This window comes from Lysinibacillus sp. RC79, assembly GCF_041262405.1.
Classification (GTDB): Bacteria; Bacillota; Bacilli; order Bacillales_A; family Planococcaceae; genus Lysinibacillus.
Genome location: NZ_JBGCCD010000010.1, coordinates 1 through 23,857 on the forward strand (window position 1 = coordinate 1; position 23,857 = coordinate 23,857).

A 23,857-nucleotide genomic window follows, 5' to 3' on the forward strand; every position below is an offset into this window, starting at 1 on the left:
TATCCGTCGCTTTGACTCTTCCATCCGTCGCTCTTGCCCTTTCATCCGTCGCTTTGACTCTTCTATCCGTCGCTTCGACCTCTATCCGTCGCTCTTGCACTTTTATCCGTCGCTTTGACTCTTCCATCCGTCGCTCTTGCCCTTTCATCCGTCGCTTTGACTCTTCTATCCGTCGCTTCGACCTCTATCCGTCGCTCTGGCCCTTCTGTCCGTCACTTTGACTCTTCTATCCGTCGCTCTTGCACTTCATCCAACGTTTTAAAAAAAGCTGTATAAGCTTACATGCCTATACAGCTCCTATCGTTATTTAGCTCTTTCTACAATTGTCTTAGCAATGCACTCGCCATGGAAACGGCCATTTTCGATAAAAATTTCATTAGCATTATTTCCTGCTGCAATAACTCCTGCAATAAATAATCCTTCTACATTTGTTTCCATATTTTCCGAATTAAAGAAAGGACGGCCCGTTTCATAATCAATAGAGACACCCATTGCTCGAATAAATGAATGATCTGGATGATAGCCTGTCATCGCAAAAACAAAATCATTTTTTATAGTTTTCTTGCTACCATCAATTTCTAATACAACCTCATGCTCACGGATTTCCAGTATATTTGTATTGAAATGCATTTGGACTTCTTCATTTCGTACTACACCTTCAAATTCTGGTAAAACCCATGGCTTGATGCTAGGTGAATACTCACTACCACGATATGCAACCGTGACGCGAGCTCCTGCCTTATTCAACTCAAGCGCTGCATCTATTGCCGAATTTTTCCCACCTATTACGAGAACATCAGTATCAAAAAATTCATGTCCCTCTTTAAAGTAATGGAAGACTTTCGGCAATTTCTCACCTGGGATGTTTAAATAATTCGGATGGTCATAGTAGCCTGTTGCGATCACTACATAAGGTGTTGTATAGACCTCTTTATCTGTCGTTACTGTAAACACCGCTCCATTTTTTACAACGCTATTTACTTTCTCGAAGCGGTTTACTTGAATATCCTTCAAACGCACAACTTCTCGATAATAAACTAGTGCTTGATTTCGCTTTGGTTTACGACCTTCAATAATAAAGGGCACATCACCGATAGCTAGACGTTCACTCGTACTAAAAAAAGTTTGATGCGTAGGGTAATTGTAAATCGCATTAACGATATTTCCTTTTTCAATGACAATTGGCTTTAAACCAATATTTTGCAAGGCTATTGCTGCTGCTAAACCACATGGGCCTCCTCCAACAATAATTGCATCTACTTGCTGCATTTCTTGACACTCCTATCAACTTTGTATAAGCAATTTGCTCATACTTTACTTTTAACTTCTTTCAGCAATTATTTTATGTAGCGAAAGCAAAGCGTCAGCTACAGAAGTCTCCCACCTCTATAGATGGTTAGATGAATGCGGGTTTAAGTTACTTTTCAGCGGGTTTCCAAACATCCACTGAAATAGAGGAACTCAGGCTAAGAACTTCACATCCTGTGAAAACGCCTGAGTGACCAACATCGTGCTGTTGCCGCTGCCGCTACGCTTTCGCGCAGATGAAACCCTTTTGCTGTCGCTTCGCTTTCGCACAGACAAAACACCTTGCTGTCGCTTCGCTTTCGCACAGACAAAACACCTTGCTGACGCTGCGTTAGCACTACGCTTTCGCGCAAAAAACATCTGCTGCTGACGCTTCGCTTTCGCGCAAAAAACATTTGTTGGCCTAAAGCCTCCGGCGGATGTCACGGAAATCGGAAAGGAGTTCTTTGTGCATGCACAAAGCCGATTCCGGACGCAATTTTGCCGAGGCATAATTGATTAATCGGGCTTTTACCGAATAAATCCTTATCCTTCCATTATACGCCTTCTCTCGAGTTTTGGTTGTTTATTTACCCGAAATTTCAATGTCAATAATATGACACTGTGGTCTCGCACCAAGTCGGAAAGGTAATAATGTCGTACCATAGCCGTTACTTACTAACGTCATCACACCTTCACGCTCCCGATATGAACCGTTAGGATGCACACCGTATGGGCCAATTCTAATTTGACCACCGTGTAAATGCCCACCAATCATTAAATCTGCTCTAAATTTTGCACGGACTCTTGCAAAAACACCAGGGTTATGTGAGATGAAAACAACTAGGTCTTTCTCTCCTACTTTTGCAAATGCTTCATCAAAGCTATATTTCATTGTCGATGTGTCTTCAATTGCATTTAGCCAAAAGCGGTTTTTTTTAGGTAATAATACAGCATCATTGGCGATGATCTGAACACCATGTTCCTGTAAAATACTTCGTAATCGCTCTTCACCTACTTCTCTGTCATTATTACCCCATACAAAATAAGTTGGTCCTAAAGGAGTTAATAATTTTAGATTGTCATGAATACGTTGAATTGGTGTGCGTCCATCCGCAAAATCTCCACCAATAATAACAGCATCAAATTGACCATCTAACTGCTCAATCATCTGGCGGTTAATTTTGCGTAAATGTGTATCCGAAATAAAAAATAGTCGGATCTTTTCCTGTTCACCCTTTAATAGCAATTGATGATGTAAAACATTGTTTTCATGTGCCACCTTCAACATATAAAGCAGGAACGCGATGACTACTAAAACAAATAGTCCAAAATAAATCATTCCCTCACATCTCCTTACGAAAGCAAAAAGACGATTCGTAATAATGAAGAATCGCCTTTTCACTAAATCAGACGTACGCCTCGACCATATTGGTGTTAACGTTTGTCCATTATTTTATACTAGAAAAACATCATTGCCAAAGAATGACACCTTCTTTTCTTATGGTAATTTAATAACTTGCCCAATCATTACATTATTTGAAGACATACCGTTTGCTGCACGAATTTTCGCTAGTGTTGCTTCACTGCCATCACCGTAGTGATTCAATGCAATACGATACAGATTTTCATTTGCTTTTACAGTATGAGTACTTGCTTTTGCAGATTGTTTTGCTTCTTCTGCTTTGCGTGCTTCCTCAGCTTTACGCGCTTCCTCGGCCTTTCGTGCTTGTTGTGCTATTCTAGCTTGCTCAGCTTTTTTAGCTTCCTCGGCTTTTCTAGCTTCTTCTGCCTTCTTGGCTGCTTCGGCCTTTTTCGCTTCCTCAGCTGCCTTCTGCTCAGCTGCTACTTTCTCAGCGTCTTTCTTAGATGGCTCTTTTGCTTTGTCTGTTTTATCTTTGTTTGCTTTATCGTCTTCTTTTGCTTTGTTTTTGTCAGTTGACACAGCTACCTTACCTTCATCCCCTGAATTGTCAAATTCTACAACTTGATCCGAAGATTTTTTTTCAGCCTCTTCAATTGTTGTTCCAGGTTCATAGAATTTTAAAAAATAGACTAATATCGATAATGGAATTAAGATAAAAATTACAAAAAGAATCGTCATTAATGGCGGTTTTCGTTTTGTTTTTTTTGGCTTTTTATCGTTATTACTCCCATTTTTATTCATTCTTGAAACTCTAGATAAAGCTTGCTGTTCTTTTTGTTCTTCTTCAAAAGATTGACGATGCTCTTCGATTTTATCGCGATAATCTTCTTTACTCATTCGCCGTTCCTCCAACCTTACTACGCTTTCTATCATTCTATTATGACGAATTTTGCGAAAAAAGTAAATGACCGTCAGTTTTAGTCTAAAAAGGCTCCTCACCTAACTCGGGGTTGATTTCCGTTACGACTCGGTGCTTTCCTGGTGGCATTCGATGAGCTACTTCTGAACGACATCCTCTGAAACAGGTCTCGTCTGTGACTCTATTCCTCAAGAATTCCCTCAAATTCCACTCCAATCAACTAATCCAAGACAAACGTTGTAACAAAATGTCATCCAAAACTTCCGGTGAATGAACCTCTAACAACCCATTAAGAGTTGCTTTAGCCGACTTTTCCATGGAATCATTTCTATTTTCTTCTCTTCTTTCAAGCGTACCTTATTGATTTCATCATAATGGATTCCACAATTTTCACAACAGTTTTCCGGTTTTTCCAACAATTTTTGCCCAAAATACCCGACTAGCTGTGTGCGGATACAGTCTTTTGTCTGAGTAATTTTATGCATTTTATCGACAGCACGATATTTTTCCAGTGCTAAATGATTTAAACGCACTTTAACTTGTTCCATCGTTTCTTGTTGCAGCCAGTAATCAAGCACACGAAAAGCGGTCTCACTCAGCTCTCCATTTTTCAGCATTTTGGAAGGGTGTACTTGTTGATTTAGTAATTCCTGATAACGGTCGACATGAACGGATGTTGGCAAATCACCTGTTACAACAAATTTCGCAAGTTCCTCGTCACCATCACTATAAAGTAATATCGCGAGAGCTGTTTGACCGTCACGCCCTGCACGGCCAATCTCCTGCATGTAATTTTCTACATTAGCGGGCATCATTTCATGGATAACCTGACGAATATCCGGCTTATTGATACCCATCCCAAAAGCATTTGTAGCCACAATCCAGTCGAGTTCCCCGTCAATAAATTGTTGCTGAATAAACTGACGGTCCTCAGCACTATAGCCTGCATGATAAGCTGCCGCTCGTATACCAGCCTGTATAAGCGCTTCTCTATATTGTTCAGCACGCTTCCGCGAGGACATATATAATATACCCGGCCCTGCTGTCTCTTTAACATGCTGCATAATCCAGTGTGTTTTATCTGCCCTATCCTCAAATACAACACGCCCTAGATGAATATTAGGCCGATCCACATTGTACAAAAACTCAAATGGTGTATCTAGCGACAATGTATCTCGTATGTCATTGACTACTTTATTCGTCGCAGTCGCTGATAATGCTAAAATCGGTGGACGATTTACTTGTGAAAACCATTGTCCAATTCGTAAATAATCTGGTCGAAAATCAAAGCCCCACTGAGAAATACAATGTGCCTCGTCCACGACGATAAGACCTAGCTGCATTTGTGAAAGCTTGTCTTGAACTTGCTGCTGTAAAAGCATCTCTGGTGATGTAAATATAAAACGATACTGCTCTAAAAAATGTAATACATATCGTTTTTCACTTACGGTTAAAAATGAATTTAAGGCAACTACCCTCTTTTCACCAAAGCGTTTTAGCTCCTCTACCTGATCCTGCATTAGAGAAAGCAGAGGAGAAACAATTAATACTGGCTTCTGCAGGACATATCCTGATAGCTGGTAACAAAGTGACTTCCCCATTCCAGTTGGTAATAAAGCAATAACATCTTTTTCTTCTAGAATTGCTTCAATGACCTCTTTTTGGCCAGGACGAAATGCTGTATAGCCAAAATACTTTGTTAATGTTTGTTCAAGCTCCATTTATACTTCTCCTTTCGCGAGGACAAGCCTTAACTGGAAATAACTCATACCTTCAACCACTTCATGCAATGTTTTCAATTTTTTGTTTGATAGTGTTTCGATGCCTGCCAAACTTTTTCCGCTTCTTCATAAGAGACGAATGGACCAATCGAAAAGTTCGGTTCATTCATGGCTAATTCTACCAAATGATCCTCGATTGTACTTTGTTTTAGTTTCCTTATTTGCACAATCTGTTCAATTGAATAGCCCTGCTCATATAAATGTGCTGTTTGCTGTGCTGAATCGGTTAGTAATGCTTTGACTCTTAATCCTTCTGCCACTTTACTAAGTAACGGATAATCATTTGTTTGATGAAATTCATTTAATAATGTATGTAGCAATTCTATAAACGCTAATTGACAATCTAAAACTGTTTCCTGACGTTCACTCGCAAGCTGCTGCCACGTCCATCCTGGTAAACTATGACCACTCAATCGATAGAGGACGAGCTGTTTGTTGGCATCTGATAAGGGTAACTCAGAAAGCACCTGTTCACATTCCTCCAATAATTGTTGCTGTAAATGCCCATCTTGATAGTTATGCTCGACTAAAAATGTACGAACCCAAGACTGAATATTCGTATCCTTACAAATAGGAGAAAATGAACGAACCCCAGCACTTTGAAAAGATAAACTTTGTACAATTAACGAGAACCTCGCAAGAAATACATGCTCATTTCCCCGATAGTGCCATCCGTCAAATAAAAAATCAGGAGTCTGCTCCGCTCGTTGTAAACCTAGCTTTTTCATGGAATAGTGACCAGATTCTTGCATAGTTAACCAACTATACTGTAAAAACGAAGTTACAGCTTCATCAAATGTCTTCCTAGGTAACTTAGGTAATAGCCCAAAATAATTATGTAACTGAAATAGGCCGATGTCTTGAATAGTCTGACCTGAGCGCTTTCCTCTTAATACATGATAAGCAGCAGAAATTGTTCTTTCATTATTTAGTTTTTGAAAGATTTGCAATAAAATTTGATGAAACATAGACGCAAATTCCTCCAATTTAATAGTATTTATGTTGAAATGTAAGATAAACATCTTTAAAATGAGTATGAAGCTTTGTAGGAACATGTAAAAGGAGAGAATGAAAAATGGCTAAATTCACAATTGTTGATAAAGATACATGCATCGCTTGTGGCGCTTGCGGAGCCGCAGCACCAGATATTTATGATTATGATGATGAAGGTATTGCCTTCGTTATTTTAGATGATAACATGGGAACTGCTGAAGTTCCAGAAGATCTACTAGAAGACATGCAAGACGCTTTCGAAGGATGCCCAACTGACTCAATCAAAGTAGCAGATGAAACTTTTGATGGCGACTCATTAAAATTCGAGTAGTTTTTATACTTCATACGTATCTTTAAAGGCATCCTTAACTGGATGCCTTTATTTGATTCCCTCGTTACAAACGCCAACGTTAGATTGCATGGTTAATTTCCCCTTGGATATACATACTTTGGTTGAACCAATTAAATAACATCTACTGGATTCGTCTCTAACATAGCAGGGATGAATTTTTTTGTTCTTTCCAACGTAAAGTTTGTCACTCTTTTCATCTTGTTATTGCAACCATTTTTTATGTATGATAAGATTTTAGTAGTTGGTACTAATAACAGATATTATTTCATAAAGGGGTTCTTATAGATGATGGATAATTTATTACAATTAAAAGATAAGAATATTGTCGTAATGGGTGTGGCAAACGATCGAAGTATTGCTTGGGGTATCGCAAAACGTTTATTTGACGTAGGTGCAAATGTTATTTTCACATATCGTCAAGAACGTTCATTAAAAAAATTACAAAAGCAATTAGAGAATATCGGACAATCTGATTCACTGATTGTACAATGTGATGTCAACAGCGACGAAAGCACAAAAGCAGCTTTTGATGAAATCGGTACAAAAGTAGGCGTTATCCATGGTATCGTGCACTCAGTAGCCTTTGCCAATGCAGAAGATTTACACAATCGCTTCTTAAATACAACTCGTGATGGCTATGCATTTGCACAAGATACCAGCGCCTATTCTCTTATTTCAGCAGCAAAGGCCGCACATCCTTATATGACTGAAGGCGGTTCTATCGTAACAATGAGTTACTTAGGAGCTGAGCGCGTACTTGATGGCTACAACGTCATGGGTGTAGCGAAAGCTGCATTAGAGGCATCTATGCGCTATCTTGCTGCAGATGTTGGTAAAGATAATATTCGCGTTAATGCTATCTCAGCTGGAGCGATTCGTACACTTGCTGCAAAAGGAGTTCCTTCCTTCAATACAATTTTACACAAGATTGAAGAAACAGCTCCATTAAAACGTAATGTTCAACAAGACGAAGTAGCAGATATGACAATCGTGATGCTGTCTCACTTATCACGCGGTGTGACAGGCGAAACGATTTACATCGACGCTGGCTACAATATTATGGGATAAATACAAAGAAGCATGAGAGATCATCATTGATCTCTCATGCTTCTTTGTTTCGTATTGTACCTCAGATTTTCACAACTGTTATTTCAGTACCTTTGGGGCTGGATAATCAAAGCCCTTTGTATCTACTTCTACCTTTTTCATCTGCTGATCTTTTAATGGTTTATCTGCACCATCTCGTTCAGCAGCAGCGATAGCATCTACTATTTCCATCCCCTCGATCACTTTTCCAAAGGCAGCATAATCGCCATCAAGCTGCGATGTATCCTTTACCATAATGAAAAATTGAGATCCCGCAGAATTCAGATCCTGCGAACGAGCCATTGAAATGACACCACGTTCATGCTTTAAATCATTTTTAAAACCATTTGATGAAAACTCACCTTCTATCGAATAGTCTGGACCACCCGTACCATTACCTGAAGGATCTCCACCTTGAATCATAAAATCAGGGACAACTCGATGGAAAATAAGACCATCATAAAAACCTTTTTTAACTAAGGAAATAAAATTAGCTACCGTATTCGGCGCTGTAGAAGGCTCTAATTCGATTACGATTTTTTCATCATTGTTCATCGTAATCGTCACAATTGGATTTTCCTTCACTTTTGATGAATAATCTACATTTCCTTCCGATTGCCCACTATCTTTAGCGGCTCCACAACCTGTCAAAACAAATGCTACCATCAGCAATGCAAAGACAATAGAAAATCCTTTATAACGCGCGAACATATTCTTTCAACTCCTCTTTATCACCAGTCTACTCATTATATTATCAAATAGTTTACGACAAATCATTTTTATAATAATTAATGAAGATGGCTAAAAAGTAAATAAGCTAACAAAAAATTACTATTCCTAGTGCCCTAATGCAATGCGCTGTTGTTTAGCAATAATCCCCTTTAATAAAAAAGATAGTAAGCATGCAACGACTAAAAATACAGCAATCATTGCAATAACGCCTCCCCAGCCGTAATGCATCCAGAATATCCCTCCTATTGTTCCTCCAACACTTGAACCAAAATAATAGAAAAATAAATAGAGAGAAGATGCTTGTGCTTTATCATGAGTGGCTCGTTTACTTACCCAGCCGCTGGCAATCGAGTGCGCTGCAAAGAAGCCAAATGTAAAGATTGTAATCCCTATAATTTTCAAACTAAGCAGCCCATTTAATGTAAAAATTGCCCCTGTAAACATGATCGCGATGGACAATAACAGCATCTTTTGACGGCCATATTGATCAGCTAGACTACCGAACCAAGCAGAGCTAAATGTACCTACTAAGTAAATGACAAAAATCCAACCAACAATCGTGGCACTTAAATTATAAGGTGGCGCCATCAATTTAAAGCCAATGTAGTTATAAAGAGTCACAAAGCTTCCCATTAATACAAAGCTAATACCAAAAAGACAAAGCATAGATGGGTCCTTTAAATGTTGTAAAAGAGATGTCGCCAATGATTTTATCTGTAATGGACGTGCTGTAAAATGCTTGGAGTTAGGTAGCATCCAGATAAATAACACGCTAATCATAAGACTAATGACACCCAGTACAATCATCCCCACCTGCCAATTGTAAAGATCCGTTAATGTCCCTATAATCACTCGTCCACTAAGGCCACCTACCGAATTACCACTTATGTATAAACCCATCGCAATCCCTAAACTAGAAGGATCCATTTCCTCCCCTAAATAAGCCATCGCAATTGCCGGCAATCCTGCAAAAACGACTCCCTGTATAACACGTAACACTAATATCGTTTCAAAATTAGGAGAAAAGGCAAGTGCAAGCGTAATAATAGATGCCCCCAAAATAGAAATCGTCATTAAAGATTTCCTGCCCCATGCTTCTGATAATGAGCCAACAATAATCATACTTATGGATAATGCAAAGGTTGTCACAGAAAGCGTTAAACTCGCAACAGCTGGTGATACATGAAACTCCTTCGCAAATGTTGGTAATAATGGCTGTGATACATATAAGTTGGCGAAGGTAATAAAGCCTGCTAAAAATAAAGCCCAGTTTGCTTTATGAAACGCCTTAGTCCCCTTTTGAATGTAATCCATTTCTCTCTCTCCTTAACGCACTTCAAATTCTTCTATTATTCTAATACAATAATCTTCAAAACACACGATTGTTTGTCAAAAAATAGACAAATTTGCCACCGTTTGAATCATTGCCATAACGTGTTGTTGATTTGGCATACGTTTTAACAAATGTCATCCACAACTTTTGGTGATGAGCCCACTATTTTTAGTGTTGAGTGCATTATTTTATTTGATAATCTTCCTGTGATTGCAATTACATATCTTCAAATAAATTTCTATTTTGAGTTAGCAAATATTGTGTTACAGTGAATGTAATCATCTAGCAATCATTGGCAATATTAGCTCCGATGACCAAACTATTTTCGTTGCACAGACTTGGAGGAATTTTCATGAAAATTATTGAAGCTTTAGCCCTTTCAGCACCCTATATTCACCTTGCATTAAAGGAAGAAGCAATCGTGGCTGTCGTTGAGAAGGAAAGTGAAACAGTTGTAAAATATTTAGCTGGTAAACGTGTAGATTCAGGCTATCTAGATGGACAAAAAGTAAATGCTAATGACCAAAATGTTTTCATTGCCTTTAATGGAAAAAATGCTGATGTCGTTATACCAAAGGATGTATATGGAGTTGCCATCAATGCTTTTTCATTTCCAATCCGTGAAAATGGTAAAGTCGTAGGTGCTCTAGCATTTGGACTACCAATCGACAATGAGCTTAAACTCGAGGATTACATGGGTACATTGGATAACATTGTAAACAGCCTACAGGACAAAGTACATACTATCGCCTCACATTCAGAGGAATTAGCAGCAACAAGTGAGGAAATTAACAAACAAGCACAGCACGCCCTTGAAGATTCAGAGAAAACAAATGAAGTAACAGATTTAATAAAAAACATTTCTCGCCAAACAAATTTACTCGGCTTAAATGCATCTATTGAGGCGGCTCGTGCGGGTCAGCATGGTGCTGGCTTTAACATCGTAGCGCAGGAAGTTAGAAAGCTCTCTTTTGAAACATCAAGCGCCACTGAAAACATTGAAGCATCCCTACGAAATATAAATAGAAACCTTGATAACCTTAAGCAAAATATGGGGCAAATCAATGACGCAACAAACGAACAGGCTCAACTTGTTCAAGATTTTAGTGAAATTATTGAGGAGTTAACAGTTCTTAGTCATGAAATGAAGGGCTTTATGCATGATGCCTTAAAATAATTAAGAGGTGAAGAATATTGCAAATTACAATTAATCCGGAATTATCCTTACGTACTATCGAATTAGAAGATGCTAATGCGGCTTTTGCCTTAACAGATGCATCACGAGCATATTTACGTGAATGGTTGCCGTGGCTAGATTTTACAAAAGAAGTAGCCGATACAACGGCTTATATAGAAGGCTGTATAAAAGGACACGAAGCTAAAAGCAGCCTCTCTCTTGTCATCATTTTTAGAAATAAAATAGTAGGCATTGCTGGCTTTAATACGATAAATCATAGCAATAAAATTGCTGCTATTGGCTATTGGCTCAGTGAAGGAGCTCAAGGGCATGGTATTATGACAAAGACCGTACAGGCATTATTACAATATGCTTTTGAGGATTTACAGCTCAATAAGGTCGAAATTCGTGCTGCTGAGGGCAACGAAAAAAGCCGTGCCATCCCTGAACGACTAGGCTTTACAAAAGAAGGAACGATTCGTGCAGCAGAATGGCTTTACGATCATTATGTTGACCATGTTGCTTACGGTATGCTCGCTAGTGAGTGGAAGGAAAAATAGAAGCAAAAATAGCCGCCCGATATCACAGATATCAGGCGGCTATAGTTTATTATTGTTCAACTGTTTCTTTTATCTCGTCTTGCGTTTCATTAGCTGTAGCTGGTGCTTGCTTTCCTAAGCCTACTGCTATTTGTTCTAGCTCTGGACGCAATGTATGCTTACCTGCATAGCTTTCAATTAGTTCCTTCACGTCAATCCCTGAAGTTTCCTTCAACGATTCCTGTAATGTTGACATTAAATTAGTTGCGTAGGCAGTTACTTTATTGGCACCGCCGCTTCCTTCCCCACCGCCAGTATCAACAACAGTAATCTTATCGATATTGCCAAGTGGACTTGCAAGCTCTTTCGCATATTCTGGCATCATACGTACAATCATATCAAGGACAGCTGCTTGACCGTAGTATTCGAAGGCTTCCGCAATTTTACGTTTTGCCTCGGCTTCAGCAAGACCACGAAGACGAATAATATCCGCATCTGTTTCCCCTTTTGCACGCTCAGCATCCGCTTTCGCAAGACCGTCCAAACGAATTTTCTCTGCTTCGGCTTTTGCTAATGATTCGATACGGTATTTCTCCGCATCTGCTTGCGCTAGTTCACGCATTTTGGCTGCCTCTGCATTTTGCTCGACAGCGTAACGATCAGCATCCGCCTTTTTCTTAACTTCTGAATCGTATTGCTTCTCACGACGTAAAATCTCTTTTTCTTCTAATTCAATTTGTTTTTGACGTTCAATAATGCGAATTTGCATTTCCTGTTCAGTTACTTCCTGCTTTGCACGTGCCGTTTCTAGCTCATACGCTTGGTCTGCACGAGCTTTTGCAATATCTTGCTCTCGACGGAATTCTGCTACCTTTAATTGATTTTCTTTTTCGGCTTCTGCAATTTCTGTCGCACGTTCAAGTTCTGCCTTTTGAGCTTCTTTCGATGCTTCAGCACGCTTAATACGTGTTTCCTTATCAGCATCTGCAGTAGCAATATCCGCATCACGTTTAACCTGTGCAATACGTGGCTTACCAAGTGATTCTAAGTAGCCATTTTTATCGCGTACATCTTTAATCGTAAAGGATACGATTGTCAGACCCATCTTCGCCAAGTCCTGAGATGCAACACGTTGTACTTCCTGAGAGAATTTATCACGGTTTTTATAAATTTCCTCAACCGTCATTGAACCTAAGATTGAACGTAAATGACCTTCTAATACTTCACGCGCCTCATTTTCACGCTCTTCCTTTTGCTTTCCTAAAAATTGCTCCGCTGCCGTTGCAATTTCTGAAATGGAACCGCCAATTTTAATGATAGCTGTTCCATCGGCCATAACGGGTACACCTTGTTCTGTATACACTTCAGGTGTTGTCACATCAAGCTTACTTGACAATAAGCTTAATGGATGTGCCTGCTGGAAAATCGGGAATACAAATGTACCGCCACCACGGATAATTTTTATACGATTTCCTGACTCATCTTTATGTACATTTTTTGAGCCAAGATAGCTACCTGTCACAATCAGTGCTTCATCAGGACCCGCTGTACGATACTTAGTCACATACAGTCCAACTAGTGCGATTAAAACAAATGCTACAATCCCTATAACAATTAAAATTTCCGTTGACATATAAATATCGCTCCTTTATAAAAATTTCTTATCATAAGATCTCACAAACAGTGTTCCTTCCTTCACTTCTACAACAAGTACCGTCGTATCGTAATCGATAGCCTCATTGTCAAAACCTGTTGCCCGCTTCGAAATCATACCGCTAGTCGTTTCAATAACTACCTCTCCAAAACCGTCTGTCGGGATTGGGACAATGACCTTTCCTAGCTGGCCACCAAGTGATTCTTCCGTATAAGCTAACGAAACATCGGCCGATCGTAGCGGAACAAGAACAAATAAATAAAATAGTGCACTTAAAATAGCTCCGATTATACAAGCAGCAACAATGTTCCAAACGCTAGGGAAGAAGGCTAGTTTTTCTAAAATAAATCCTGTTGCTGACATCAACGTAATGAAAGATAGAATGACACTTGGATTAAAAATCGGTAGTCCCTCTCCAATGCCCTCGACAGCATCACTAAAAAACGTAAATAAAAGAGTTGCAAGGCCACCAAATATTAATCCCACTAAAAAGATCTGCTCGAGTGAATAGCCAAATAGCGTCAAGTTGTTCACCCCTTTTCATTGTATTACCTACTATACGGATTCAGCCTCGAAAAGGTTTCGTAATTTTTCACATTTTCTTAATTTTCGAATGATAGATTTTGAAATAGTAAACTTTTTAAAGTAATATTAGCCATGTTACAATAAAGGGAATAATGGCTAAGGAGATATTGAATGAGGCTTTCATCGATTTTAAATTTTTGTATTCTTGTATTTTTCACCTTACTATTCGTCAATGATTTCTTTCCACACACTACAACAGCTGAGATACTGTCTAAAAAAATCACCCTTCTTATATTAATAGCTCTTGTAATCGTACAAATCACGATGGACAAGGGTAGATATAAAAAGCTTTCAAAAAAAGCCTATGTTGGCTTAACAGTATATACAGTCGGTCTTTGGATTGTACTAACATTACTTGGTGGCGAATCACAAATAGGTCTATCATTTAATAGTCCTATTTTTTATATTATCGTGCTGTTGCTTGCACTTGATTTACTGCGTGTTTATCGTCAATCCAAGAAAGAACAGTCTGAGAGAGAAGCAAAGCAGTAGCAAGTAACAATAATTTGCAAGAACACTAAAAAAACAGGTCAATCACCATAGCGTGGAGTTGATTTCTGTTCCGACTAGGCGCTTTCCTGGGGGCGTCCGATGAGCCCCTTCGCTTACGCTCCATTCAACCTATATAAATAGCTTACGTTTTAACAAATGGCATCTCCAACTTTCGGTGATGATTCAAAAAACAAAAAGCATGTCACCGATTGGGCTTTACTTGTAAAGCTCCAATCGGCGGACATGCTTTTCTTAGGATTCTAGTACATTTAAAATAGCATCAAGATCATTGACAGCAATATCTAGGCGTTCCTTTGCCTCAATATTTTGCTGTTTTAATTGACTAAACTCTAGCAAATTTTTCTCATGCTTTAACTTGATAGAAGACAGGCGTTCAATTCGCGATTCAACCTTTTCAATTGCTTGTTCACAAACTCCTGTCCATATCTTTTCTGAATGCTGCATTTCAGTTGTTGATGGGTTGTGGTGACGCATAATTCGTGCATATACTACTTCAATTTGTTCAATTAGTTCAGAATAAAAATGTCGCTCAACACGAGTTGTTTGGAATGTTGGGTGCTCTACCTCTTTTGCATATGGGGTAATTTGACGTAGCAGCTTTCCAGCATTTTCTCCGAAACCATGTGATAAATTCAATACATTCATTAACTGTAAAAGTAAACGAATTTCTTCTAGATTAATAAGCTGTGAATCGATGCTTTCCTTTACCTTTAAGGATTCCATATAGCGTCGATCAAAGTGCTCAATTTCACCATTGCGTTGTTCTACTAAATGATCACCTGCATTGTCTTTTAAGCTTTTAATATAGCGAATTGCATGGCTTTTTAGCTCTTCCATCGATAGCAAGTTGTCATTGTCTTGTTGTAGCTTTCCTCGTTGAACATACGCAAATGCATCCATTTTTTTGGGCCATTGTGCTGCTGGGGTTTCTTCTAAGACATTATAGCGTATATAAATTCCGTGCATTTCATATCCTCCAAGTCCATTAAACAAGTATCTCTAAAGAGAGTAAATCGAATTCGCCATTTTTTCAAGTAAAAAACTTTTAAAGATTGAAAATCCTTCTTTTGAACAGTAATTCAAAAATCCTGAATAGTAGATACCATTCAGGATTGCCTCATTTTTTATCATGATAAAAATTTTATCACTTTATCCTCTGACAAGCTTTGTTCGTACACGGTTTGAAACATACTCCACGACTAAAATAAGCAAAATTAGTCCCAATAAAATAGCTCCTACCTCTGACCACTTATAGGCATTCATAGCAAAAATAAGTGGTGCTCCTATTCCGCCAGCCCCAACTAGGCCGAGTACTGTTGCATCACGCAAATTCATATCAAAACGGTAGATCACAATAGATAAAAATAATGCCGTCAGCTGTGGCCATATTCCAAATCGGATCTTCTCCATTAATGTGCAGCCGATAGCCTCCATTGACTCTAGTACACTTTTATCTAAGTCCTCAATTACATCTACATACAGCTTTGATAGCATTCCGATAGACGTCAATGACATTGTTAACACACCAGCAAATGGGCCAGGGCCTGTTACCCTGATAAACATAAGTCCGTATACGATTACTGGAATAGTGCGAATGATGATTAACAACAATCGAACTACAAATGCAATTGGTTTCGGCATAATATTTGAAGCTGATAAAAAGGCCAAAGGTATTGCCAACAATGCACCTACAATCGTACCGAGAAAGGCAATTGCCATTGTTTCAATTAATAAATAAGGGATACCACCAGTAGACACATTAAAAATTAATGACCAATCAGGATTTAGCAGTCCTACAAATATGTTTTTAGCAATCTTCGTACCATTTAACGATACATTTTCAAAATGAATTGTTGACACAGACCATACAAATAAAATACTTAAAATAAAGACGGTCATGATGTATGACATGCGTCGATTTGGTTGTAATTGTAATTGCTTGTCGATTGCATTCATAGCATCACCCCTACATTAATTTCTTGCGAAGATATTCGCTAGTTGTTTCAATAATAAAAACGGTACAAACAAGCATTAGTAAAATCATACCCACATTCGCATAGCTTCTCCATCCTAGACTTTCGTTGAGAAGTAAACCAACCCCACCAGCACCAACATAGCCTAAAATAGACGCATAACGAACATTTCCTTCAAAGCAAAATAAAGATGTCGATAAGTAATTAGGAAGAATCTGAGGCAGTATCGCATAACGAAATGCTTGAATCGTTGTCAGTCCCATCGAATGCATTGCTTCATATGCCTTCATATCGACATTTTCAATTTGCTCATATAACAATTTTCCAACATATGCAATGGTAAATAAAAAAATAGCAATCGTACCAGCCATTGTACCAAGCCCGAATATAAATGTTGCTATAAGAGCAACAATCAAAGTAGGCAATGTTCGAAGCAAGCTTAAAATAAATTTGCTCGACATAGTGATCCATTTATTTTTTGTAATATTTGTCGCAGCAAGCATTGCGATAGGCAAGGCACAGATAGCACCTACTATGGAACCAAACAATGACATTTTAATCGTATCGAATAACGGCTGCCATAGCTTCGATACATACGTCCAATTAGGTGGTATCATCTTTTGTATAATGACGAAAAACTGACTGATTCGATTGACAATAACCTCTATGCTAAAACCTGTAATACGAATTGAAAGGAACGTTAATAGAAGCAGAATAAGCCACATCAATGGCATTATCGAGCGCTTCTCCAGCACTTCTTTGCCATTAGGCAATACTATTTTTTTCTGGGATAGCAGCCTCCATTGCATGATTGTTTGCCCCCCTCCCTTCATTATTGTTATAGATATACGAAAGAATTTCCTCGTCTACCTCACTAGCTCGCCCATCAAAAACAATTTCACCGCTTCTTACACCAATAACACGAGTTGCATAGGCTAATGCCAGTTCAACGTGATGAATATTAATAATAATTGTCATATTGAACTCATGATTAATGCGTTTAAAATCCTCCATGACTTGCTTTGCAGTGACGGGGTCTAATGAAGCAACAGGTTCATCCGCTAAAATAATTGATGGATTTTGCGCGAGGGTACGCGCTAAGGCTACACGCTGTTGTTGACCACCAGATAACTGATCTACACGTACATACGCCTTGTCTAAAATACCTACCTGATCAAGTGCCATTAATGCTTTAAGCTTCTCTTCTTCAGTAAAGATGCCGAGCATTTTTCGCCAAAACGGCATATTAGGCACAAAGGAAACGAGGACATTTTTCAAAACAGATACACGTGTTACAAGGTTAAAAGATTGAAAAATCATCCCGATATTACGTCGTAATTTTCGTATCCCCTTCCCCTTTAGCTGTTGTACGTCAACAGAATCTACTCGTAATGATCCTCCTGTGATGTCATGCATTTTATTTATACAGCGCAATAAGGTTGATTTCCCTGCACCTGATAAGCCAATAATAGCAACAAATTCGGCCTGCTCAATTTGTAGGTTAATTTGATTTAAAGCAAGAAAGCCATTTGGGTATCTTTTTTCTACCTCTTTAAACTCAATCATAGAACCGCTCCATTTCTGACAAAGTGCTGTAGTATTATAAAAAGGGCTTATCGCCATAATGTCATTCCCAACTTAAGATGAAGAACAAAAAAGAATCTGCAAGCCTTCTGCGGGTAAGCCGCAAGCTTCGCAGATTCTTCACTATGAACAGCTCTGTTCCATTCTATTTAAGGTTTTGAACTAATTCCTGAGCCTTACGCTCATTGTCATAGTCACTATCCTTTGCTACCTGATAACCTTCATGGCTGTAGATAGCGATAACTTCCTTACCTTTTTCAGAGTTTCCAATATTAATAAATGCTTGCTGAATAGCCTTTTTTAAATTATCATTCATGACCTTCGAATTTTTACTTACGCTAATTGTGTCATTATAAATAGCAGGCATTACACCGATTAAATCTGTTTCCTCCCAAATTGAAGCTTTGCGACCAAATTCACCTTTCCAGCTTTCCTCATAATCTCTACGTGCATCTGCATATGTGACCAGTACATCAGTTTGACCTATAGCCAAACGTGCAAAGGCATTGCCATAGGAATCAGCCTGAACAACCTTCGCTAAATCTGGGATTGTTTTATTAAACTTCTCATGTAACCATAATGTTGGGTAAATATAGCCTGCTGGTGAAGACGAAGACATAACATTCCAAGTGACATTATTTAAATCCTCGAAAGTTAATTCTTCACCGTTATTTACTTTCGCTGCTAAAGCTTTTCCTTTTTCCGATGGCCCCGCAACTAAAATCGCTCGGTAAGATGTCGTTTGTTTCGTTGTTGGTGCAGTCGGCTTGTTTTTATTCCAATCGACTGGATTATCTGAATCATTACTTAAACCTGCACGCGTTGCCGTTAAAATAACTTCTGCGCCATCATCATAAAGGACATATGTTCCCCCAGGAATTAAACCAATATCAGTAGTACCTGCTGATAATGCTTCGCCAACTGCTTCATAATTTGTGCCTACTGTAATATCAATTTCACCTACGTCATAGCCTAAATTTACAAGCTCGTCCTTTAATAAATTTTTTAAAGGCTCCGTTGCTGTAATAATTTCATCCGGATCACGTGAAGGCACAAAGCCAATCGTTAATTTTTTTATAGATTCATTGCCTTTTACTTCTGAGGACACATCTACAGTCTCGTCAGAATTAGAAGTTTTGGAAGCCTCGTTTCCACATGCCATCAAGAACACTGAAAACATTAATGTTAAACAGAAAAATAGTAATTTCTTCAAGTTATTATCCTCCCCATTTTCGAATGCCTCCTCAGTATAAACAGTAAATATTTTCCTGGTATTAATAGAAGGTAAATATATGTTTCTAATATGTAAAACAATATTTTGATATCGTAAATACGCAAAATTATTAAAAATAACTTTATATACTATGGATATACTAACTAACGGAGGACTTCTTATGACTGTAAAAAAAATACAAATACTTGCAACTAGTGATATTCACGGTTATATAATGCCTACCACTTTCCGGAATACACTCAATGAGGCACTAGGTTTAGCTAAACTAGCAACAATCATCCAGGAAAAAAGGTTGGAAGGGCCAACAATTTTAATTGATAACGGAGATTTTATTCAAGGAAGTCCGTTGACCTATTATCATCAAAAATTTCAAGCACAAGAGCCTAATCCATTAATACAGGTTGCCAATGCTCTTCAATATGATGCGATGATATTTGGTAATCACGAATTTAATTATGGGCTGTCTGCCTTACAATCTGTAATAAGTCAGTCCAAATTTCCATGGCTAGGCGCTAACATTTTAACGAATGATGGACAGCATTTTACAAAGCCCTATATCATCAAAGAAATAGAAGGCGTTCGCATAGCTATTTTAGGCGTTACAACTCATTTTGTAACTAAATGGGAGGAACCGTATCATATCAGTGGGCTTCGTTTTGAAGATGCTTTCTCTAGTGCAAGCTACTGGGCAAAATGGATACGCTCAAATGAGCAAATTGATGTTCTTATTCTTTGCTACCACGGAGGATTTGAGCGAAGTCTAGAAACCGGAGAATTACTCGAAACAGAAGACGGGGAAAATCAAGGATATCGTATATGTACCGAAATCGAAGAAGTGGATATCATCATTTCCGGTCATCAGCATCGTGAAATTAGCACAACATTTATGGGAAAATCAATAGTACAGCCTAACACTAAAGGAACTTGCTTAGCTAGTATAGAACTAAAAATTATGATGGACAGCCAAAAGAAAATCCACTCGATTACCCATACACCATCACTGATATATGTTACAGAAGATATGAAACCTAATACATCTGTTTGTGGCATCATCTCCCCTACTTTTGACAAAACAGAGGCGTGGTTAGATGAAACGATTGGGATCATTCATGGAAATATGCTAATCGAGAATACATTTTTTGCACGTATTCAAGAGCATCCATATATCGAATTTATAAATCATATTCAAATGGAGTCATCTGGAGCTTCTATTTCTTGTACAGCGCTCTTTCACGATGAGCGTGGTGGCTTAAAACAAGAGGTAACAATTCGTGATATTGTTACAAACTATATTTACGAAAATACATTAAAAGTTCTTCGTTTATCTGGGCTCGACATCTTACTCGCCCTTGAACAATCAGCGACTTATTTTACTGTAGAGGCGGGAGAACTGAAAGTAGCCGAGTCTTTTCTTTATCCTAAAGCACAGCCTTATAATTATGACATGTGGGAAGGTATCGAATATATTTTTGATATTTCAAAGCCTATTGGTGAGCGTGTAACTAAGCTTACCATCAACGGTGAGCCTATAAAGATGGATGAAGAATTCGACGTTGTTATGAGTAGCTATCGTGCAACTGGGGCAGGGAATTTCGATTTTTTAAGAAACCGTCCTGTCGTGAAGGAAATACAAATTGATATAACGGAGCTAATTGCAGATTATATTTTAAAACACCCATCTATTCATGCAACATGTAATGAAAATTGGCAGGTAACGTTTTAGCATAAAAAAATTCGCTCTTTTCCTGTAGGAGAATCCACCTTGGATTGCTGTCCTACAGGAGTATGGCGAAATTTTTTATCTTTCATTGTAATTAAGAATCTTGTCGTATTTGCTTAATGCTTTTTCCCTCAGTAAAGGCATGAATTGATTTTATTGTACCTACTGATTTGAAATTTGCCTTGTCATAGACCTTGGCAACCTGTTCATTGATAGGCAAAATCCAGAGATATTCTAACCCCTGCTTTAGCGACTCTTGCTGAATATGCTGCAGAATATATCCAATCAATCCTCGACCTCGATGGCTTTCAAGTGTTGCTACACTCTCGACTCTCCCTTGATTTCCTGAGACAAAAATATTGGCAGTACAGCAAGCTTTGCCGTCCAATCTTAATAAATAATACGTAAAATGCGGAGAATGATATGTTTCCTCAAAGGCTTTTTTGATTAATGCAGGCTCCCCAAATGTAGTAATACTCATTTCTACGGCTAATGCTTCCTCCATATTGACATCTGTTACACGTTCAATTTGTATTGCTGGATTATGTGATAATTGCGAGTATTCACCATTCCAACACTGTACATCATCAGTAAAATTTTCATATTGAAAGCCATGATTCTCTAATGCTTCTATACAAGACTGATTTTCCTCCACGTTGTATAAATACAATCTTGGGACGAGAGATTTTGACTGATAGAAACTCTTGATTTTCTTTAAAAACATTTCTGGCTCGGTAATCTTCTTCCAAATGTGTGCATGATTAGCGTCATAATATGTTGGCATTTCCTTATTATAAAATAATACTCCTTCGTGACATGTCTCCATCTCACTAAAACTTTTAATATAATCAATATCTAACTGCATGATGTGCTCTATTTTATGCATGCTCTGTTCCTCCCTCAATCCATTTTTCATATAAATCCTCTAGCTGCTGTTCAAGCTTTTGACGTTGCTCTTTGGCAAGTGCAGGATCTTTTAATTTCATTTCGAGCTTTTCAATTTGTTCTTCAATTGGTATCTCTTTTTTAGCAGCATAGGATTTTTCAGGTACTACTTTTATAACTGGTTCTTTGGCTACTTCTAAGCGTTTTTGTCTTGCCCACTCATAATCACCTTCAAACACTTGAATCGTTTCATGCTCAATCCATGCAACTTTTGTAAAAATCTTTTGTAGAAAGTAACGGTCATGCGAAACGCCAATAATAGTCCCTTCAAAGGTTTCCAGTGTATCCTCCAATACCTCTCTCGCTTCAATGTCTAAATGGTTGGTCGGCTCATCCAGCATCAGTAAATTAATATCCTCATGCATTAACTGTGCTAGACGTAAGCGCATTTTTTCCCCGCCACTTAAATCCTTCACTTTTTTAAAGACGTCATAGCCATAAAATAAAAACTGAGCAAGAATATGACGCGCTTCAGCCTCTGACACAGAGACACTTTCACGGAAGGCATCTATTAAGCGAATGGCCGGATTTTTATGTTCAAATTGCTGCGAAAGGTAGCCAATTTGAACATTGCTGCCGACATGACATACACCTTCATTAGGTTCAATTTCACCTAACATTATTTTTAATAACGTTGATTTTCCACTGCCATTGCCACCAACAATCGCTAGTCGTTCTTCGAAGTAAACCGCTAAATCACTTTCCTTAAACAATGGTTTTTCAAATGCATGGCTAATGCCCTTCATTTGTACAACCTCTTTCCCACTACGCTCAGCCATCGTTAACGCTAAATTCATTTTCTTTTTCGTTGCAGGCTTCTTCACACGCTCTATACGGGCTAGTGCTTTTTCCATACTTTTGGCGCGTCGGTGCAGGCCATCATTTGGCGGATTCGCTTCATTTGCCCATTGCTTTAAGCGCTTTATTGTTTCCTGCATTTTTTTAATTTTCTTTTGCTGTTCTTCGTATTGAGCAAACTGCTGTTCAACCTTAGCTTCCTTTTGTGCTACAAATGCATCGTAATTGCCGAGATACGTAAACGCCTCTCCATCCTCAATCTCAATTATTTTGTGAGCCATCTGATTCATAAATTGGCGATCATGTGATACTACAATAACTATTCCTACAAAGTTTCGGACATAATTTTCTAGCCATTCAATTGCTTGCATATCTAAATGGTTCGTCGGTTCATCTAATAGCAAAATAGAAGGATTACTTAAAAGAATTTGCCCAAGCATCACCTTCGTTTTCTCCCCACCACTTAAACTACTAAAATGCTGCTCAAGCAAGGGTGTTATACCTAGACCATTTGCAATCATCGCTAATTGCGCATCAATTTCATAACCACCCTGCAGCATAAACTGTTCTTGCACATGACCATATTGCTGGAGTACCTTTTCTGTTACAGCTAACTGCATTTCCTGCTCAAGCTTTGTCATTTTTGCCTTTAATGCATAAATTTCCGCAAATGCTTCCTCCAGCACTTCCTTCACTGAGAACATAGGATATTGCGGAATTTGATGTAAATAACCAATCGTCGCTTCCTTACTTTTTATGATTCGTCCCTTATCTGGTGTATCCAAACCAGCTAGTAACTGTAATAAAGTCGTTTTCCCACTGCCATTCACACCAACTATAGCAACATGCTCACCTGTATTTACTTCTAATTGAAGCCCTTCAAATAAAACATTTCCACCCATAATTTTTTGTATTTGTTCAGCCTTAATTTGCATCGTTTTTTCCTCCAATGAAACGTGCGAAAAACATCTATAGACACAAAAAAGACTGCTCGATTAACAAGCAGTCTTTTCCTCATTAGTTTGTGAAAAAGAATGGTTAATTCGCTACGTTTGATATTTGATTTTGCTTAAAAATAGACAGACCTATCCCGTTGTTCGCAAAATCGAAAGTAATAACACGTGCAAAATACATAGCTGTATCCACTTTTACACATGTTCTCGTAGCGTTTTTATTCATTCCTTTTCACCTCCGTTCAATATAGTTAAATTCATATTACCATAATTCAGTAATTTTTGAAAAGGGGAAATTACAATCTTTCACATTTTTTCAGCCCCGCACCATAA

The 23,857-nt window shown here is 38.3% G+C and carries 23 protein-coding genes; 6 read left to right on the forward strand and 17 right to left on the reverse strand.

Going from position 1 to position 23,857, the window contains the following annotated elements; genetic code table 11:
* Positions 1-303: 303 nt before the first annotated feature.
* The 5 genes from ABH968_RS11685 to ABH968_RS11705 form a co-directional block, all read right to left on the reverse strand.
* The gene (locus tag ABH968_RS11685) at positions 304-1,269 is read right to left on the reverse strand and encodes a YpdA family putative bacillithiol disulfide reductase (RefSeq protein ID WP_370044203.1); all 966 of its coding nucleotides are present in this window, start codon (positions 1,267-1,269) and stop codon (positions 304-306) included.
* Between the two features lie 604 nt (positions 1,270-1,873).
* Complete coding sequence (locus ABH968_RS11690) at positions 1,874-2,629, reverse strand: metallophosphoesterase (RefSeq protein WP_370044204.1); 756 nt, start codon at positions 2,627-2,629, stop codon at positions 1,874-1,876.
* A 159-nt stretch (positions 2,630-2,788) separates the two neighbouring features.
* Complete coding sequence (locus ABH968_RS11695; protein ID WP_370044205.1) at positions 2,789-3,550, reverse strand: LysM peptidoglycan-binding domain-containing protein; 762 nt, start codon at positions 3,548-3,550, stop codon at positions 2,789-2,791.
* Positions 3,551-3,850: 300 nt separating this feature from the next.
* Complete coding sequence (locus ABH968_RS11700) at positions 3,851-5,293, reverse strand: RecQ family ATP-dependent DNA helicase (RefSeq protein ID WP_370044206.1); 1,443 nt, start codon at positions 5,291-5,293, stop codon at positions 3,851-3,853.
* Positions 5,294-5,367: 74 nt separating this feature from the next.
* Entirely contained in the window at positions 5,368-6,321 is a 954-nt protein-coding gene (locus tag ABH968_RS11705; RefSeq protein WP_370044207.1) for a YpbB family protein, read from the reverse strand.
* A 107-nt stretch (positions 6,322-6,428) separates the two neighbouring features.
* Between ABH968_RS11705 and ABH968_RS11710 the strand changes: the two genes are divergently transcribed.
* Together ABH968_RS11710 and ABH968_RS11715 are read left to right on the forward strand one after the other, a co-directional pair.
* Positions 6,429-6,677, forward strand: coding sequence for a ferredoxin (locus ABH968_RS11710; RefSeq protein WP_053482601.1), 249 nt, complete (start codon positions 6,429-6,431; stop codon positions 6,675-6,677).
* A gap of 306 nt (positions 6,678-6,983) precedes the next feature.
* Positions 6,984-7,766, forward strand: a complete 783-nt coding sequence (locus tag ABH968_RS11715) for an enoyl-ACP reductase FabI (RefSeq protein ID WP_370044208.1) — start codon at positions 6,984-6,986, stop codon at positions 7,764-7,766.
* Between the two features lie 78 nt (positions 7,767-7,844).
* On the opposite strand, the gene ABH968_RS11720 is transcribed toward ABH968_RS11715, so the two are convergent.
* Positions 7,845-8,495 (reverse strand): peptidylprolyl isomerase, encoded by a 651-nt coding sequence (locus ABH968_RS11720; protein ID WP_370044209.1) that lies wholly within the window; start codon positions 8,493-8,495, stop codon positions 7,845-7,847.
* Between the two features lie 126 nt (positions 8,496-8,621).
* A complete protein-coding gene (locus ABH968_RS11725; RefSeq protein WP_370044210.1) occupies positions 8,622-9,830 on the reverse strand; it encodes an MFS transporter in 1,209 nt (402 codons plus the stop codon).
* 371 nt (positions 9,831-10,201) lie between these two features.
* Between ABH968_RS11725 and ABH968_RS11730 the strand changes: the two genes are divergently transcribed.
* Positions 10,202-11,026: a methyl-accepting chemotaxis protein gene (locus ABH968_RS11730; RefSeq protein ID WP_370044211.1), complete on the forward strand. Its 825-nt coding sequence runs from the start codon at positions 10,202-10,204 to the stop codon at positions 11,024-11,026.
* A 17-nt stretch (positions 11,027-11,043) separates the two neighbouring features.
* A complete protein-coding gene (locus tag ABH968_RS11735; RefSeq protein ID WP_370044212.1) occupies positions 11,044-11,586 on the forward strand; it encodes a GNAT family N-acetyltransferase in 543 nt (180 codons plus the stop codon).
* Positions 11,587-11,635: 49 nt separating this feature from the next.
* Here ABH968_RS11735 and ABH968_RS11740 read toward each other — a convergent pair whose 3' ends face one another.
* Both ABH968_RS11740 and ABH968_RS11745 read right to left on the reverse strand, forming a co-directional pair.
* Positions 11,636-13,198, reverse strand: coding sequence for a flotillin lipid rafts scaffold protein FloT (locus ABH968_RS11740; RefSeq protein WP_370044213.1), 1,563 nt, complete (start codon positions 13,196-13,198; stop codon positions 11,636-11,638).
* Between the two features lie 15 nt (positions 13,199-13,213).
* Entirely contained in the window at positions 13,214-13,744 is a 531-nt protein-coding gene (locus tag ABH968_RS11745; protein WP_053482607.1) for an NfeD family membrane protein, read from the reverse strand.
* 171 nt (positions 13,745-13,915) lie between these two features.
* Here ABH968_RS11745 and ABH968_RS11750 point away from each other — a divergent pair, with 171 nt between their 5' ends.
* Positions 13,916-14,296: a hypothetical protein gene (locus tag ABH968_RS11750; RefSeq protein WP_370044214.1), complete on the forward strand. Its 381-nt coding sequence runs from the start codon at positions 13,916-13,918 to the stop codon at positions 14,294-14,296.
* 252 nt (positions 14,297-14,548) lie between these two features.
* On the opposite strand, the gene ABH968_RS11755 is transcribed toward ABH968_RS11750, so the two are convergent.
* The 5 genes from ABH968_RS11755 to ABH968_RS11775 form a co-directional block, all read right to left on the reverse strand.
* Positions 14,549-15,283: a hypothetical protein gene (locus ABH968_RS11755; RefSeq protein ID WP_370044215.1), complete on the reverse strand. Its 735-nt coding sequence runs from the start codon at positions 15,281-15,283 to the stop codon at positions 14,549-14,551.
* A gap of 183 nt (positions 15,284-15,466) precedes the next feature.
* Positions 15,467-16,273, reverse strand: a complete 807-nt coding sequence (gene phnE, locus ABH968_RS11760) for a phosphonate ABC transporter, permease protein PhnE (RefSeq protein ID WP_370044216.1) — start codon at positions 16,271-16,273, stop codon at positions 15,467-15,469.
* A gap of 10 nt (positions 16,274-16,283) precedes the next feature.
* Complete coding sequence (phnE, locus tag ABH968_RS11765; RefSeq protein ID WP_370044217.1) at positions 16,284-17,099, reverse strand: phosphonate ABC transporter, permease protein PhnE; 816 nt, start codon at positions 17,097-17,099, stop codon at positions 16,284-16,286.
* On the reverse strand, positions 17,056-17,856 hold the full coding sequence (gene phnC / locus ABH968_RS11770; RefSeq protein WP_370044218.1) for a phosphonate ABC transporter ATP-binding protein: 801 nt from the start codon (positions 17,854-17,856) through the stop codon (positions 17,056-17,058). Before phnC ends, phnE (ABH968_RS11765) begins: the two co-directional genes overlap by 44 nt.
* A gap of 163 nt (positions 17,857-18,019) precedes the next feature.
* A complete protein-coding gene (locus ABH968_RS11775; RefSeq protein WP_370044219.1) occupies positions 18,020-19,087 on the reverse strand; it encodes a phosphate/phosphite/phosphonate ABC transporter substrate-binding protein in 1,068 nt (355 codons plus the stop codon).
* 181 nt (positions 19,088-19,268) lie between these two features.
* On the opposite strand from ABH968_RS11775, the gene ABH968_RS11780 reads away from it, so the two are divergent.
* A complete protein-coding gene (locus tag ABH968_RS11780) occupies positions 19,269-20,831 on the forward strand; it encodes a bifunctional metallophosphatase/5'-nucleotidase (RefSeq protein WP_370044220.1) in 1,563 nt (520 codons plus the stop codon).
* A 91-nt stretch (positions 20,832-20,922) separates the two neighbouring features.
* On the opposite strand, the gene ABH968_RS11785 is transcribed toward ABH968_RS11780, so the two are convergent.
* The 3 genes from ABH968_RS11785 to ABH968_RS11795 all read right to left on the reverse strand — a co-directional run bounded on the left by ABH968_RS11785 (position 20,923) and on the right by ABH968_RS11795 (position 23,750).
* On the reverse strand, positions 20,923-21,714 hold the full coding sequence (locus tag ABH968_RS11785; protein WP_370044221.1) for a GNAT family N-acetyltransferase: 792 nt from the start codon (positions 21,712-21,714) through the stop codon (positions 20,923-20,925).
* Positions 21,707-23,506 (reverse strand): ribosomal protection-like ABC-F family protein, encoded by a 1,800-nt coding sequence (abc-f, locus tag ABH968_RS11790; RefSeq protein WP_370044222.1) that lies wholly within the window; start codon positions 23,504-23,506, stop codon positions 21,707-21,709. The genes ABH968_RS11785 and abc-f overlap by 8 nt, the downstream gene beginning before the upstream one ends.
* A 103-nt stretch (positions 23,507-23,609) precedes the next feature.
* Complete coding sequence (locus ABH968_RS11795; RefSeq protein ID WP_370044223.1) at positions 23,610-23,750, reverse strand: RAxF-45 family protein; 141 nt, start codon at positions 23,748-23,750, stop codon at positions 23,610-23,612.
* Between the last annotated feature and the right edge of the window lie 107 nt (positions 23,751-23,857).